Source organism: Novosphingobium marinum (assembly GCF_013408095.1).
Classification (GTDB): Bacteria; Pseudomonadota; Alphaproteobacteria; order Sphingomonadales; family Sphingomonadaceae; genus Novosphingobium; species Novosphingobium marinum.
This window is the reverse complement of record NZ_JACBZF010000001.1, coordinates 909,126-922,518: the sequence shown is the minus strand read 5'-3', so window position 1 is coordinate 922,518 and position 13,393 is coordinate 909,126. Positions and strand designations below refer to the sequence as shown.

At 64.6% G+C, this 13,393-nt stretch carries 15 protein-coding genes and 1 tRNA gene; 10 read left to right on the top strand and 6 right to left on the bottom strand.

Annotated features, from left to right (window positions below):
• The first annotated feature begins 6 nt into the window (after positions 1 to 6).
• Together FHS75_RS04455 and FHS75_RS04450 are read left to right on the top strand one after the other, a co-directional pair.
• The gene (locus tag FHS75_RS04455) at positions 7 to 2,037 is read left to right on the top strand and encodes an acetyl-CoA carboxylase biotin carboxylase subunit (RefSeq protein ID WP_179406478.1); all 2,031 of its coding nucleotides are present in this window, start codon (positions 7 to 9) and stop codon (positions 2,035 to 2,037) included.
• Positions 2,037 to 2,408: a tRNA-binding protein gene (locus FHS75_RS04450; RefSeq protein WP_179406477.1), complete on the top strand. Its 372-nt coding sequence runs from the start codon at positions 2,037 to 2,039 to the stop codon at positions 2,406 to 2,408. Before FHS75_RS04455 ends, FHS75_RS04450 begins: the two co-directional genes overlap by 1 nt.
• A 3-nt stretch (positions 2,409 to 2,411) precedes the next feature.
• Here FHS75_RS04450 and FHS75_RS04445 read toward each other — a convergent pair whose 3' ends face one another.
• The 3 genes from FHS75_RS04445 to FHS75_RS04435 form a co-directional block, all read right to left on the bottom strand.
• Positions 2,412 to 2,600: a DUF3008 family protein gene (locus FHS75_RS04445; protein WP_179406476.1), complete on the bottom strand. Its 189-nt coding sequence runs from the start codon at positions 2,598 to 2,600 to the stop codon at positions 2,412 to 2,414.
• Positions 2,601 to 2,667: 67 nt separating this feature from the next.
• Positions 2,668 to 3,777 (bottom strand): 3-dehydroquinate synthase, encoded by a 1,110-nt coding sequence (gene aroB / locus FHS75_RS04440; protein ID WP_179406475.1) that lies wholly within the window; start codon positions 3,775 to 3,777, stop codon positions 2,668 to 2,670.
• The gene (locus FHS75_RS04435; RefSeq protein WP_179406474.1) at positions 3,768 to 4,343 is read right to left on the bottom strand and encodes a shikimate kinase; all 576 of its coding nucleotides are present in this window, start codon (positions 4,341 to 4,343) and stop codon (positions 3,768 to 3,770) included. Before FHS75_RS04435 ends, aroB begins: the two co-directional genes overlap by 10 nt.
• Positions 4,344 to 4,478: 135 nt before the next feature.
• Here FHS75_RS04435 and FHS75_RS04430 point away from each other — a divergent pair, with 135 nt between their 5' ends.
• The 4 genes from FHS75_RS04430 (at position 4,479) to FHS75_RS04415 (ending at position 8,981) form a co-directional block, all read left to right on the top strand.
• Positions 4,479 to 4,625: a hypothetical protein gene (locus tag FHS75_RS04430; RefSeq protein WP_179406473.1), complete on the top strand. Its 147-nt coding sequence runs from the start codon at positions 4,479 to 4,481 to the stop codon at positions 4,623 to 4,625.
• Positions 4,622 to 6,511: a hypothetical protein gene (locus FHS75_RS04425; RefSeq protein ID WP_179406472.1), complete on the top strand. Its 1,890-nt coding sequence runs from the start codon at positions 4,622 to 4,624 to the stop codon at positions 6,509 to 6,511. The genes FHS75_RS04430 and FHS75_RS04425 overlap by 4 nt, the downstream gene beginning before the upstream one ends.
• Positions 6,512 to 6,521: 10 nt before the next feature.
• Entirely contained in the window at positions 6,522 to 7,409 is an 888-nt protein-coding gene (locus FHS75_RS04420) for a tyrosine recombinase (protein WP_179406471.1), read from the top strand.
• Between the two features lie 63 nt (positions 7,410 to 7,472).
• Complete coding sequence (locus FHS75_RS04415) at positions 7,473 to 8,981, top strand: M48 family metalloprotease (protein ID WP_179406470.1); 1,509 nt, start codon at positions 7,473 to 7,475, stop codon at positions 8,979 to 8,981.
• A 91-nt stretch (positions 8,982 to 9,072) separates the two neighbouring features.
• Here FHS75_RS04415 and FHS75_RS04410 read toward each other — a convergent pair whose 3' ends face one another.
• On the bottom strand, positions 9,073 to 9,246 hold the full coding sequence (locus FHS75_RS04410) for a Flp family type IVb pilin (protein ID WP_179406469.1): 174 nt from the start codon (positions 9,244 to 9,246) through the stop codon (positions 9,073 to 9,075).
• 129 nt (positions 9,247 to 9,375) lie between these two features.
• Entirely contained in the window at positions 9,376 to 9,561 is a 186-nt protein-coding gene (locus FHS75_RS04405; RefSeq protein ID WP_179406468.1) for a Flp family type IVb pilin, read from the bottom strand.
• A gap of 76 nt (positions 9,562 to 9,637) precedes the next feature.
• On the opposite strand from FHS75_RS04405, the gene FHS75_RS04400 reads away from it, so the two are divergent.
• Complete coding sequence (locus tag FHS75_RS04400) at positions 9,638 to 10,069, top strand: (deoxy)nucleoside triphosphate pyrophosphohydrolase (protein ID WP_179406467.1); 432 nt, start codon at positions 9,638 to 9,640, stop codon at positions 10,067 to 10,069.
• A 43-nt stretch (positions 10,070 to 10,112) separates the two neighbouring features.
• Positions 10,113 to 10,189 (top strand) — tRNA-Arg (locus tag FHS75_RS04395).
• Positions 10,190 to 10,321: 132 nt separating this feature from the next.
• Here the strand turns inward: FHS75_RS04395 and FHS75_RS04390 are convergent.
• The gene (locus FHS75_RS04390; protein ID WP_179406466.1) at positions 10,322 to 10,891 is read right to left on the bottom strand and encodes a hypothetical protein; all 570 of its coding nucleotides are present in this window, start codon (positions 10,889 to 10,891) and stop codon (positions 10,322 to 10,324) included.
• A 437-nt stretch (positions 10,892 to 11,328) separates the two neighbouring features.
• Here FHS75_RS04390 and FHS75_RS04385 point away from each other — a divergent pair, with 437 nt between their 5' ends.
• Positions 11,329 to 12,786 (top strand): phospholipase D-like domain-containing protein, encoded by a 1,458-nt coding sequence (locus tag FHS75_RS04385; RefSeq protein ID WP_308420074.1) that lies wholly within the window; start codon positions 11,329 to 11,331, stop codon positions 12,784 to 12,786.
• On the top strand, positions 12,783 to 13,391 hold the full coding sequence (gene folE, locus FHS75_RS04380; protein ID WP_179406464.1) for a GTP cyclohydrolase I FolE: 609 nt from the start codon (positions 12,783 to 12,785) through the stop codon (positions 13,389 to 13,391). The genes FHS75_RS04385 and folE overlap by 4 nt, the downstream gene beginning before the upstream one ends.
• Positions 13,392 to 13,393 lie beyond the last annotated feature (2 nt).

The following is a 13,393-nucleotide window of genomic DNA, read 5'->3' as shown; positions in this document are numbered from 1 at the left end:
AAGCCGATGTTCAAGAAGATCCTGATTGCCAACCGCGGCGAAATCGCATGTCGTGTCATCAAGACCGCCCGCCGCATGGGAATCCAGACCGTCGCAGTCTACTCGGACGCCGATGCGCGCGCGCCCTTCGTCGAAATGGCGGACGAGGCAGTGCACATCGGCCCGCCCCCGGCTTCCGAAAGCTATCTGATCGCCGACAAGATCATCGAGGCGTGCAAGCAGACCGGAGCCGAAGCGGTCCACCCCGGCTATGGCTTCCTGTCGGAGCGCACCAGCTTCGCCGAGGCTCTTGCCGAAGCGGGCATCGAATTCATCGGCCCGCCGGTGAAAGCGATCGCCGCGATGGGCGACAAGATCGAATCGAAGAAGCTGGCAAGGGAAGCCGGCGTCAACGTCGTGCCGGGCTTCGTCGGCGAAATCCGCGATACCGACCATGCGGTCGAGATATCGAACGACATCGGCTACCCGGTGATGATGAAGGCCAGCGCCGGCGGCGGCGGCAAGGGCATGCGCCTTGCCTATACCGAGAAGGATGTTCGCGAAGGTTTCGAGAGCGTGAAGCGCGAAGGGCTCAATTCCTTCGGTGACGACCGCGTCTTCATCGAGAAGTTCATCGAGGACCCGCGCCACATCGAAATCCAGATCCTCGGCGACAAGCACGGCAACATCCTTTACTTGAACGAGCGCGAATGCTCGATCCAGCGGCGCCACCAGAAGGTGGTCGAGGAAGCGCCATCGCCGTTCGTCACGCCGAAGATGCGCAAGGCGATGGGCGAGCAGTGCGTCGCGCTGGCCGAAGCGGTTGGCTATTACAGCGCGGGCACGGTCGAACTGATCGTGTCGGGCGCGGACAAGACGGGCGAGAGCTTCTACTTTCTCGAGATGAACACGCGCCTGCAGGTCGAACACCCGGTTACCGAGGCAATCACCGGCGTCGACCTCGTCGAGCAGATGATCCGCGTCGCCGCGGGCGAGAAGCTCGAAATGACGCAAGCCGACGTGAAGATCGACGGCTGGGCAATCGAGAACCGCGTCTACGCCGAAGACCCTTACCGCGGGTTCCTGCCGTCCACCGGGCGGCTTGTCCGCTACGGTCCTCCCGTTCCGGGCTGGGTCGACGATGGCGAGGACGACGATGCCTACAACGCGCGCGGCGTGGGCGGGGTGCGCGTGGACGACGGCGTCACGGAAGGCGGCGAAGTCTCGATGTTCTACGACCCGATGATCGCCAAGCTCGTTACCTGGGGCGAAACGCGCGACGAGGCGGCGGACCTGCAGGTCGCGGCGCTCGACGCCTTCGTGATCGAGGGGCTGGGCCACAACATCGATTTCCTCTCCGCGATCATGCAGCATCCCCGTTTCCGCGCGGGCGAGCTGACGACCGGGTTCATCGCCGAGGAGTATCCCGATGGTTTCCAGGGCGCCGAGGCGTCCGAGGACCTGCACGAGAAGATTGCCGCCGTCGCCGGCTTCATCGCCGCAGCGCGCTCGGACCGCGCGCGCCGGGTAAACGGCCAGCTTGCCGAGAACCTCGAGCCGACAGTTTCGTGGACCGCCACCCTTGCCGGAACGTCCTACCTCGTCGAGATCACCGACGAGGCGCTGCTCCTTGACGGGGAGCCGGTCGAACTGGCGATGGAATATTCGCCCGGCGACAAGCTGGTCGCGGCCGAAGTTGATGGCGAGCCGCTCGGCATCAAGATCGAGCCGACGCGCACGGGCCTCAGGATGACGACGCGCGGCGCGGTCCACAAGGTCGACCTCCTGCCGTCGACGGTGTCGCACCTTGCCGATCACATGATCGAGAAGATCCCGCCCGACATGTCGAAGTACCTCGTGTGCCCGATGCCGGGGCTGCTCGTCTCCCTCCACGTCGAGGAAGGCGACAGCGTCGAGGCAGGCCAGCCGCTTGCGGTCGTCGAGGCGATGAAGATGGAGAACATCCTGCGCGCCGAGAAGGCGGGCACGGTGAAGAGCCTGAGCGCCAAGGCGGGCGACAGCCTCGCCGTCGACGAGATCATCCTCGAACTCGAATAATGCATCTCGAACACGATCCCGAGGCCGAGGCGGCACCGGAGATAGGTTTCGACGATTTTCTGGCTGTGGACATCCGCGTCGGAACGATCGTCGAGGCCGAGCCCTATCCCGAGGCACGCAAACCGAGCGTCAGGCTGAAGATCGATTTCGGTCCGGCGATCGGCATCAGGAAAAGCTGTGCGCAGATCGCGGCTCTCTACGCGCCGGTCGAACTTGCCGGCAGGCAGGTTGCGGCGGTCGTTAACTTTCCGCCGCGCCAGATCGGCAAGGCGCTGTCCGAAGTCCTGACCCTCGGCTTCGCGGACGAGGAAGGGCGCGTCGTCCTCTTCGCGCCGGATCGCAAGGTTCCGAACGGCGCGCGCCTTTTCTGACGATCAGTCGTCGTCGACGTGCTCGGGTTTCCCCTTGCGCTCGGTCTCGGCAAAATCCTCGAGCTGGTCCTCGCTCATCGAATCGTACATTTCCTTCGAGGCGCCCTGAAGGTCGCTGACCTTGGTGTCGCCGCGCTTGGCGGAAAGTGCCGCCCCGGCGGCTTTTTGCTGTGCTTTCGATTTGGCCGGCATGGTCGGTCCTCTTTTGCGTTTCCCTTGCAAGGTCAACGCGCCGGCATGCTCTACCGTTCCTGCGGCTTCACTGCCGCGCCAGCTCCGCGTCGAGGAAGGCGGACACGTCGTCGAGGTCTACGTCGCGCGCCAGGAAGGCCTTTCCTATCCCGTTCATGAGCACGAACGGCAGGGTGCCCGCGTCCATCTTCTTGTCGTGAAGCATGTGGCCCACCAGGGTCCTGCCGTCGCAATCGAGGCCGAGCGACGTGAGTTCCGAGCGCAGTCCCGCTTCTGCCAGATGCGACGCGACATGCTCCGCGCTCGCATGCGCCATGTGTCCGCGCCGTGCGGAATAGCGTGCGGCCAGGACCATTCCGAGGGCCACCGCTTCGCCATGCAGCAGGATCGAGGAGAAACCGGTTTCCGCCTCCAGCGCATGTCCGAAAGTATGGCCGAGGTTGAGAAGTGCGCGCGTCCCGCTCGTCTCGCGCTCGTCCTCGGCCACGATGCGCGCTTTCGCCCTGACACTGGTGGCGACGGCGTATTCGCGCATCTCCGCCTCGCCGGAGAGCAGGGCATGACCGTTCGCGTCGCACCACGCGAAGAAATCGGGATCGCCGATGAGGCCGTACTTCACGACTTCGGCGTAGCCTGCCAGCAGTTCCCGATCCGGGAGGGTGTCAAGCACGGCAAGGTCCGCCAGCACGAGCGCGGGCTGGTGAAATGCGCCGACGAGGTTCTTGCCCGCGCCGGTATTGATCGCGGTCTTGCCGCCTACGCTCGAATCGACCTGAGCGAGCAGGGTGGTGGGCAGCTGGATGAAGTTGCAGCCTCGTTTAAGGATCGCCGCCGCGAATCCGGTAAGGTCACCGATGACGCCGCCCCCGAGTGCGAGGACGTGGTCGCCCCGCTCGACACCCAGATCGAGAAGCCAGTCGACGAGGCTCGACAGGTGGTGCCAGCTCTTGCTTTCCTCGCCCGCCGGGAGGATGCGCCAGCGCGGTTCGTGCCCTGCCGCGCGCAGCGCGCCGTCGACCATGTCGCCCCAGGCGTTGTGCACGTTGCGGTCGGTTACGATCGGGACGTCGCGCTTGCGCAGCAGGACCTTGCAATGCGGCACGAGTTCGGCAAGCAACCCCGCCTCGATCCTGACCTCGTAGGGTCGGGCCGCGATATCGACGGGCACTACAGCCATTGCGCGATCCCCTTCAGGACCTTCGCGACGGTATGGGCATGCGGCCCGCTTTCGCTGATGACGTGGATCGGCGCGCGCGAATAGAAGGGCTCACGTTCGCTGCGCAGCCTTGTGAGAATCTCGCGCGGGTCGCCTTCCTTCAGCAGCGGGCGATTGTCCTTGCGCGATGTGCGTTCGACCAGCGTATCGATATCGCTGTCGAGCCATACGGGGATCGCCTTGTCGAGGATCAGCGCCCGGGTCTCCTCGTTGCAAAAAGCCCCGCCGCCCGTTGCGATCACGATGGCGCCATCGGCTTCCTCGATAAGGCGGGCGATCACGCGCCTTTCGCCGTCGCGGAAATAGTCCTCGCCGAAGTTCTCGAAAATCTCGGGGATAGTCATCTGCGCGGATCGCTCGATCTCCTCGTCGGCATCGACGAAATCGCATCCGATCGCACCGGCGACACGCTTGCCCACGCTCGATTTACCCACGCCCATCATGCCGACCAGCACTATCGGCCTGTCCATGCCGCCGTTGATCTTCGCCAGTTCCTCTGCCGAGAGCGTCTTGTCTGTCGTGTCCATTGCGCGGGTGCCTATAGAACGCGCGTTGCGTGCAATCCAGCACGAACCCGAAGGCCGGTGCTGCGGCCTTCCCATGCCCGGATGCGTTTGCTAACCGGATCGCCTGACTGCCGGCGGGCGACAAGGAATGAGTGGGTGACGGAAACTATGCGCTGGGGGTGGATCGCGACCGGGCTTGCGGCCCTCCTGATCCTTCTCATCGTACTGGCATGGCACGATGCCGGTCGCGAACCGGTAGCGCCGATCGTCGAGCCGGTACCCGTTCCGGATCTGCCCGCATGAACAAGGCGAGATTCCTGGGAGGTGCCGCGCTGGCGATGACCTCGGCGTGGGCGATGGCGCAGGACGCGCCCGAATCGCTGCTGCCTCCCGGCTTCGAAAACCCGGCCCCGGCGCCCGCTCCGGCACCTGCGCCGGCCCCCACGCCGGCCCCGCGCGCGACAGGCAATTCAGGCGGCTCGGGCCCGGCGACGGTTTCGAACCCGGTCGTGCAGCCGATCCCGGGAGGTTCCACGGGTTCGTCGGCGCAATCTTCGCAATCGGCCCCGTCGTCCACTGCGTCGAGCGACTACCTCGACCGGCTGCCGACGCTCGAAGAGCTCGAGACGCTTTCGCCCGAGGAGCTCGAGGACGCGCTGGGCCTGAAACCCAAGTTCGACATCCCGCCCGCTGCCCGCCGTTCGCTTTCAAACGTGGGCATCGTGGGCGAGGCCGAGGGCGGCTTTTCCGCAGGTTCGGTTGCCGGGCAGGATGCTTCGCTGGTCCGCGCCACGCTGGCCGGCAATCGCGGCATGATGGTGTCGCGCTGGGGACATATCCTGCTGCGCCGTGCGCTTGCTTCGCGGCTAGCCGCACCTGCCAACATGGACCCCGTCGAGTTCGCCGCGCTGCGCGCCCGCCTTCTCCTGCGCATGGGCGAGGCCGAAGCCGCTCGGGCGATGGTCCAGGATATCGACACCGGCAGCTATTCTCCGCAACTGCGCGACGCCGCTTTCGACGCCTATGTCGCGACGGCCGACTTCACGGGCGTCTGCCCTTCCATATCCACGCAAGGGCAGAGCCGAGACGATCCGCAATGGGAAGTCGCGCGCCAGATCTGCAATGCCTTCAAGGGCGAGAGCCGCAGCGCGCTGTCGCGCCTCGATCGACAACTCGCGCGGGAATCGATGCCACGCGTCGATCTCCTGCTCGCCCAGAAGTACGTCGGTGCTGCCGGCAAGGCGCGGCGCGCCGTGACCATCGAGTGGGACGAAGTCACCGAGATGACGCCCTGGCGATACGGCCTGACCGTCGCCACCGGTCTTCACCCCCCCGACAGGCTGATGGACGAGGCCTCTCCCCGCTATGCCTACATGGCCGCGCTCGCGCCGATGCTCGGGCTTTCGCGTCGTGCGCAGGCTGCCGATCGCGCCGCCGGAGCGGGCGTGCTCTCGAGCACGGCGATGATCGATCTCTACGGCCAGCTCTACGCAGATCCGGATATCGACGACGAGTGGTCGGCTCGCGCGGAAAATCTGCGCGATGCCTACGTCGCGGCCAGTCCCGCTGCCCGGTTCGCGGCCATACAGGGTCTGTGGAACAGCACTGCCGGCGAGCCGGAACGCTATTCGCGCCAGGTCCTGACATCGCATGCCGCCGCTCGCCTGCCGGTCAGCGAGGATTTCGCCGATGCCGCGCCGGACCTTATCGCGTCGATGCTGACGGCGGGCCTGGACAGGAACGCGATGCGCTGGGCGTCGCTAGCCGAGAACGGCAGCCAGGCTTGGGCGCTGCTGGCGCTGGCCGCGCCGTCATCGTCGAACGCGGTGGATCGCGGCGCGCTGGACACTTTCTTCGACAACGATGACAGCGAAGACGCGCGCAAGTCGGCATTCCTGCTTGCCGCTTTGGCGGGTCTTGGGCGCGTGAGCGACGACACGGCGACCGATTTCGCGCAGCGTCTGGAAATCGGCCTCTCGCACAACTCGCGCTGGAGCCAGGCCATCGATCGCGCCGCCGAGGTAAACAACCCGACACTCGTCGCATTGCTGGCGGGGCTGGGGATGCAGGGCTCGGGCTGGGACAAGATGACACCGCGCTATCTCTATCACATCGTTTCCGCGCTGCGCCGGGTCGGCCTCGAGGCGGAAGCGCGGATGATCGCGACCGAGGCGGTCGCGCGCGCCTGAGGATGCGGGCATGAGCGGCGAGGTGGAGGGCTTCCTCGCGATGCTGGCCGCCGAACGCGGAGCCGCCGCTAATACGCTCGACGCCTACCGCCGCGACCTTGCTGCGGCGAGCGAGGCGATCGGAGACCTTGCCAATGCCGGTGCCGGCGATCTCGCCTCGCTGGGGCAGGCGTGGTCGGGCCTTGCCGCGTCGAGCCTTGCGCGGCGCTGTTCGGCCTTGCGGCAGTTCTACGGCTACCTGGCGGACGAGGGTCTGCGTGACGACGATCCCTCGGCGGCATTGCCGAGGCCCGCGCAGCGACGCCCGCTTCCCAGGCTGCTCGCCCATCAGGAAGTCGAGGCCCTGCTGGCATGCGCGGAGGACGAGGCGGCAAGCGGCAAGCCCGAAGCGGTCCGGATGCTTGCACTGCTGGAACTTCTCTATGGATCGGGCCTGCGCGCCAGCGAGCTCGTATCGCTACCCCTGTCGGCCATCCCGCGCGATGCCCCGTTCCTCTCGATAACCGGCAAGGGGGGGCAGCAGCGACTCGTGCCGGTCAGCGGGCGTGCCGGCGAAGCGCTGTCGCGCTGGCTCATCGTCAGGCCGAAGGGCGGACGGTACCTGTTCCCATCGCGTGGCAAGGCCGGGCATCTCAGCCGGGTGCGCCTGTTTCAGCTGCTCCGCGATCTGGCTGTCAGGGGCGGACTGGCGCCGGAAAAGGTATCGCCTCACGTGTTGCGCCATGCCTTTGCCACCCACCTGCTGGAGGGCGGGGCGGACTTGCGCGTGCTGCAGACGCTGCTCGGACACAGCGATATCTCTACCACGCAAATCTACACTCACGTCGACAGCGCGCGGCTCGTGGCGCTCGTCAACGCGCGGCATCCGCTTGCGCGACGAGTGCGGGAACAGCACTAGCAAAAAAGCGTTCACTGGGACACGTACGGGAACAGCAAGGCCGATCCTTGGGAGAAACCTGAAATGCCATCTTCGCTAATCCGCCGTCGCAGATACGCCGCATTAACCTCGGTCGCAGCCTTCGCGCTTGCGCTGACCGGCTGCTCCACCATGGGCGGCGGCGGCGGGGAAGGGACCGCTGGCGTCCCGACCACCGCCGACTCGATCAGCGCCTCGGACAAGCGGCAGGGGGCAGAAGCCCATCCGCAACTCATCGCGCAATTCGGTGGCGCAGTCACCGGCCCGCAAGCCCAGTACGTCGAGCGTGTCGGCAAGACGATCGCGGTGCAGTCGGGCCTGAGCGATGCGCGAAGCGATTTCACGGTCACATTGCTCAACTCGCAGATCAACAATGCCTTCGCGGTACCCGGCGGGTACGTTTACGTGACGCGCCAGCTTGCCGCGCTGATGGACAACGAGGCGGAGCTTGCCGCCGTGCTCGGCCACGAAGTCGGCCATGTGGCGGCACGTCACGCGGCCAAGCGGCAGAAGGCGGCGACCCGTAATTCGATTATCGGTGTGCTCGGGTCCGTCCTATCAGGCGTGCTCCTTGGCGATTCCGGGCTCGGCCAGCTGGGCCAGCGGGTGTTTTCGCAAGGTTCGCAGCTCCTCACGCTGCAATACTCGCGTGGACAGGAGCTCGAATCGGACAATCTCGGAATCCTGTACCTCAACCGCGCCGGTTACGATCCGCGAGCGATGGGCACGGTGTTGCAGAGCCTCGCGGAACAGAACGCCCTCGAGGCACGTCTGCGCGGGACGAACAACCAGGTCCCCGAGTGGGCGTCGACTCACCCCGATCCGGCATCGCGAGTCCGCGACGCGCTGGCCAGGGCAGGCGCGAATGCCGCCGGCATGACCAACCGCGACCAGTTTCTCACCAACATCGACGGGGTGATCTACGGTGACGACCCGGCGCAAGGCGTGGTCGACGGGCGCAGCTTCGTGCATCCGAACCTCAAGCTGGCCTTCCAGGCGCCCGACGGTTTCTACATGGTCAACGGCACGCGCTCCGTTTCGATCAACGGCCAGAGCGGGAAGGCGGAGTTCACTACCGGCCCGTACAGCGGCGATCTCAATGCCTACGTGCGCTCGGCCTTCGCTTCACTGACCGAGCAGGGGCAGCAGCAGGTCGTGCCCCAGGAGATCCGGCGCACGACGGTCAACGGCATTCCCGCCGCTTTCGGAACCGCGCGGGTGCAGAGCGGGAACGGCACCGTCGACGTGACGGTCTTCGCCTACGAGTTCGCTCGCGACCAGGCGTTCCATTTCGTCGCGATCAGCCAGGCCGGCAATGCGTCGACGTTCAATTCGATGTTCGGTTCAATGCGGCGCGTATCGGCGAGCGAGGCGTCTTCGATCCGTCCGCGCAAGCTCAACGTCGTCACCGTGCGGCCGGGCGAATCGGTACGTTCGCTGGCGTCGCGGATGGCGTACGACAATGCTCAGCTCGAACGGTTTCTGGTGCTCAATTCGCTCGATGCGAATTCCACGCTATCGCCGGGGCAGAAGGTGAAGATCGTCACCTACTAGGCACGAGCGCCGCGAAGACGCGTGTCGCGCGCGCAAAAAGAAAGGGCGGCAGGTTTCCCTGCCGCCCTCGCTTCACGTTCGGCCAGCTATATTAGCTGTTGCCTTCCTTCATCGCCGACGAGGTCGTGTTGAAGGTGGTTTCGAGCTCGTCGCCCAGGCCCTGCATGGCGCTGATGGCGGCAACCGCGATCAGAGCGGCGATGAGGCCGTATTCAATGGCGGTCGCGCCCTCTTCCTTGCGAAGAAACTTCTTGATGAACTTCATGGTCAGTCTCCTGGTATGCAGTCTTTCGGTACCCGGTCCGAAACGCGTTTTTGGTCGCGGACAACCTCTGACTAGGAGATATTTCTTGATAAAAAGTTTATCGTGACGGCGGTTTTGTGTTGCCTGAAATCAGCGAGTCTTCGCGATCGCCTCGCTCGATTTGGTGGCGACGTCCTGCCACATCTTGGTGTTTTCGTCCGCCACGCCCTGGATGGCGCTGAGCATGGCAAGAACGACGAGACCCAGCAGCAGGCCCATCTCGACCGCGCTGGTGCCCTTACGGTCCGCCAGTAATTGCTTCAGTGTCTCGCGCATGCCCATGATCGTCCTGCAGCCTTGGCAAATCATGCCACTTGAATTTCAAACCAGCCTTAAAATCTGATTTTCCGGAATGCCTAACGTGCAAAAAAAGCCGACATCTCTCCTGGTCAGCGCCGCCGCGCTTATCGGCCGCGACAACACGGTGCTTATGCAAAGGAGGTCTTTAAAAGGCGTGCATGCCGGACTGTGGGAATTCCCCGGGGGCAAAGTGGAGCCGGCGGAAACCCCGGAATCCGCGCTGATCCGGGAACTTGCCGAAGAACTGGAGATCGTTGTCGGCCCGAAATCAATAGAGCCGGTGGCATTCGCCAGCGGCCCGGCGAGCGCCGCACCCGAAGCACCGCATATCGTGATCCTGCTCTATGCCTGCACGCGCTGGTCGGGGGAGCCGCGATGCCTTCAGGCAGAGGAAATCGGCTGGTTTCCGATGGATACGTTGGTTAACTTGGAGATGCCAAGGCTCGATTACCCGCTCGCGCACGCCCTGAAATCCTTCATATGAGCGCTTGCATTGCCGGAACATGCTATCTAAGAGCGCCTCTCCCGCGCCCGTAGCTCAGCTGGATAGAGTACCTGACTACGAATCAGGTGGTCGGAGGTTCGAATCCTTCCGGGCGCGCCACTTTTCCGACGCCGTCCCTTGCCACACCGCAAGGGGCGGCGTTTTCGTTGGCGCGGCAGCCTTCGTCAGGCATGAAAAAGCCGACCGGAACTGACGTGCTCCGGCCGGCTTTTTTCGATGTGGCTGTAAGGATTACGATGCGGGGGTCATATCCTCGGCAGCAGCCGGAGCGGCTTCACCCGACGCAGCGGCGGCAGCGGCGTTGAATTCGGCTTCGCTCATGTAGAGCTTGAGGCCATCGGCATCGGCGGTGAGCATGTCCTTGGTCAGCGCGACCGGACCAGCTTCACGTTCGACCGTGACGTTGTTGCCGTCGATCTCGCCGACCGTACCGACCATCACGCCGTCGGAGCTGTAGACTTCGGCATCGGGAACCAGAGCCTGCGCCATGGCGGCGTCGGCCTGCGCGGCAGCCTGCGTCACGAAGGCATCGAGCTGTTCCTTGGTCACCGCGAGCAGCAGGCCCTTGTCGTTCTTGCCGAGCGAGTTGGCGGGCAGGGTAGCGCGGTTGTTGCCGGTGAAGATCACGACATTGCCGTCCGCAATGTTCTCCACCGTACCCACTTCGTTGCCGTTCGGCCCGAAGACGGTGGCGCCGACGGTCAGCGCGGCAGCAACTTCGGGGGCGAGATCCTGCGCCATGACGGTCGCGGGCGAAAGGCTGGCGGCCATGAGGGCAGCGGCGAAAAGGGTCTTTTTCATGTACAACTCCTGAGTCTCTCAAGGCCCTCGCAGGCCCCTAGATTGCGCGGCCTCCCATCCACTAATGCAGCGGAAGCCGGATAGGTTTTATCGGCGACATCGGCCAGCCGAAGTGAAGGCCGGCGGCGAAGCCAGGCTGGCCTTTCGAAACGGTGTCATCCAAGCTTCGTCGGACAACGGTGGCTATAATAGCCATGCCCGCTGAATACGCAGTGAATTCAACGGTTGACAGGCAATAGTCGGACCGGGGACGTTTTTGCAAGTGCGGGTTCGTCCCGGACGTGGCCCGCAAACGGGAACTTCGCGAACCGTGAGCGCTTGCATTCGGTGCCGGGATCGGACGAGGGGAACTGTGCATGTCGGATGTCGCGGTAAACGACTTGGATAAGGCGGAGTCCGCTTCCGTATGGCGTTATGCCAGGGCGAGGCGCGCGCGCGTGCTCATCGATGCCGACGATTACTTCAAGGCCGTGCGCGAAGCGATGACCCATGCGCAACAGCGCATCTTCCTGATCGGCTGGGATTTCGATTCGCGCATTCTGCTGTCGGGTGGGCGCCGATGGTGGCACAAGCCGCATCGCGGGAAGTACCCGGCACGGCTCGGCTCCTTCATCGTGTGGCTGGTCAAGCGAACGCCGGGGCTCGACGTCAAGATCCTGAAATGGAACTTCGGCGTCTTCTCTCTGATGAAGCGCGGCTCGATGATCTGGGACCTGGCACGCTGGGCCAAGCACCAGTCGATCAAGTTCAAGTTCGATACGGCGCACCCGATCGGGTGCAGCCACCACCAGAAGATCGTGGTGATCGACGATTGTGTCGCCGTGTGCGGCGGCATCGACATGACGTCCGACCGCTGGGACACGCGCGACCACGTCGACGAGGACGAACGCCGCCGCTTGCCGAGCGGCGAACTCTACACGCCCTGGCACGACCTCACGATGATGATGGAGGGCGAGATCGCCGGAGACCTCGCCGAACTTGGCCGAGCACGGTGGATGCAGGCCGGCGGCGAGGACCTTGGCGAATGCGAACCGCAGGACGAGAGCCCCTGGCCCGAAGAACTCGATGCCGATTTCGAGGACGTGGAGATCGGCATCGCCAGGACGCGCGCGCAATACGACGGGGTCTGCGCGATCCGCGAGATCGAGGCGCTGTTCGTCGAGCAGATCGCCAGGGCAAGGCGCTTCGTCTACGCCGAAACGCAGTACTTCGCCTCCCGCAAGATTGCCGAGGCCATCACGAAACGGCTGGAGGAACCCGAACCGCCCGAATTCGTGATCCTGAATCCGCGACACGCGGACGGCTGGCTCGAGCAGACGGCGATGGACACGGCGCGTATCCGGCTGATGCGATCGATGCGCCAGCACGACCATGCCGGGCGGTTCCACCTCTATCATCCATACACCGCCGAAGGGACGCCGATCTATGTCCACGCCAAGCTGACCATCATCGACGACGAGATCATTCGCATCGGTTCGGCCAACATGAACAACCGTTCGCTCGGTCTCGACAGCGAGTGCGACGTGTTCATCGATGCCGACCGGCCCGCGAACAAGGGGATCGGGCCGACGATAACGCGGATACGCCACTCGCTGCTGGCAGAGCACTGCAATATCAGCGTGGAGGAAGTTGCCGCCGGGATCGAGGAGCACGGCTCGATGGCGGCGATGATCGACAGCTTGCCGAAGGAAGGAAAGCGCCTGCGGCCGTTCCACGACGAAGACCTGTCCGACATCGAAAGGGCCTTGGCCGACAACGAAATACTCGATCCCGAAAGTCCCGACGAGTTTCTCGAACCCATCTCGAAGCGCGGCCTGTTTCGAAGGGGTGGCCTAAGCCGCCCGCGTCGGGCATGGAGGCGGATCAAGCGGAAGGTCGGGAAGGGGAAGGGATGAGCAGTATCGTTGGGCCGGACGAGGACCAGCCGGCGGGGAAGATTCCCGTGCCCGACGACGTCCAGGAAGCCGTCCGCACGCTGATTCGCTGGGCAGGCGACAATCCCGAGCGCGAAGGACTGGTCGATACGCCGAGCCGGGTGGCGCGGGCATGGAAGGAATACTGCCTCGGTTACGAGGAAGACCCGGCAGTCCACCTGTCGCGCATCTTCGAGGAGGTCGGAGGGTACGACGAAGTCGTGCTGTTGAAGGACATTCCGTTCCAGTCACACTGCGAGCACCACATGGCGCCGATCATCGGCAAGGCTGCGATCGCCTACCTGCCGAAGAACCATGTCGTCGGCATCTCGAAGCTGGCCCGCGTCCTTCACGGGTTTGCGCGGCGCTTGCAGATCCAGGAACGCCTCACCGCCGAGGTTGCCAAGTGCATCTGGGACCACCTGCAGCCGCAGGGCGTGGCCGTCGTCATCGAAGCGAGCCATGCCTGCATGACCGCCCGCGGCGTGCGCACCCCCGGTGTCGAGATGGTGACCAGCCAGATGATGGGGGTGTTCCTCGAGGACGAACGCAGCCGCAAGGAAGTGCTGAGCCTGATGGGCTATTGATG

Excerpts from the sequence above, each read along its gene's own strand:
- FHS75_RS04455 (WP_179406478.1), top strand. The coding sequence starts at position 7 with ATGTTCAAGAAGATCCTGATTGCCAACCGCGGCGAAATCGCATGTCGT.
- FHS75_RS04450 (WP_179406477.1), top strand. The coding sequence starts at position 2,037 with ATGCATCTCGAACACGATCCCGAGGCCGAGGCGGCACCGGAGATAGGT.
- FHS75_RS04445 (WP_179406476.1), bottom strand. The coding sequence starts at position 2,600 with ATGCCGGCCAAATCGAAAGCACAGCAAAAAGCCGCCGGGGCGGCACTT.
- aroB (WP_179406475.1), bottom strand. The coding sequence starts at position 3,777 with ATGGCTGTAGTGCCCGTCGATATCGCGGCCCGACCCTACGAGGTCAGG.
- FHS75_RS04435 (WP_179406474.1), bottom strand. The coding sequence starts at position 4,343 with ATGGACACGACAGACAAGACGCTCTCGGCAGAGGAACTGGCGAAGATC.
- FHS75_RS04425 (WP_179406472.1), top strand. The coding sequence starts at position 4,622 with ATGAACAAGGCGAGATTCCTGGGAGGTGCCGCGCTGGCGATGACCTCG.
- FHS75_RS04420 (WP_179406471.1), top strand. The coding sequence starts at position 6,522 with ATGAGCGGCGAGGTGGAGGGCTTCCTCGCGATGCTGGCCGCCGAACGC.
- FHS75_RS04415 (WP_179406470.1), top strand. The coding sequence starts at position 7,473 with ATGCCATCTTCGCTAATCCGCCGTCGCAGATACGCCGCATTAACCTCG.
- FHS75_RS04410 (WP_179406469.1), bottom strand. The coding sequence starts at position 9,246 with ATGAAGTTCATCAAGAAGTTTCTTCGCAAGGAAGAGGGCGCGACCGCC.
- FHS75_RS04405 (WP_179406468.1), bottom strand. The coding sequence starts at position 9,561 with ATGCGCGAGACACTGAAGCAATTACTGGCGGACCGTAAGGGCACCAGC.
- FHS75_RS04400 (WP_179406467.1), top strand. The coding sequence starts at position 9,638 with ATGCCTAACGTGCAAAAAAAGCCGACATCTCTCCTGGTCAGCGCCGCC.
- FHS75_RS04390 (WP_179406466.1), bottom strand. The coding sequence starts at position 10,891 with ATGAAAAAGACCCTTTTCGCCGCTGCCCTCATGGCCGCCAGCCTTTCG.
- folE (WP_179406464.1), top strand. The coding sequence starts at position 12,783 with ATGAGCAGTATCGTTGGGCCGGACGAGGACCAGCCGGCGGGGAAGATT.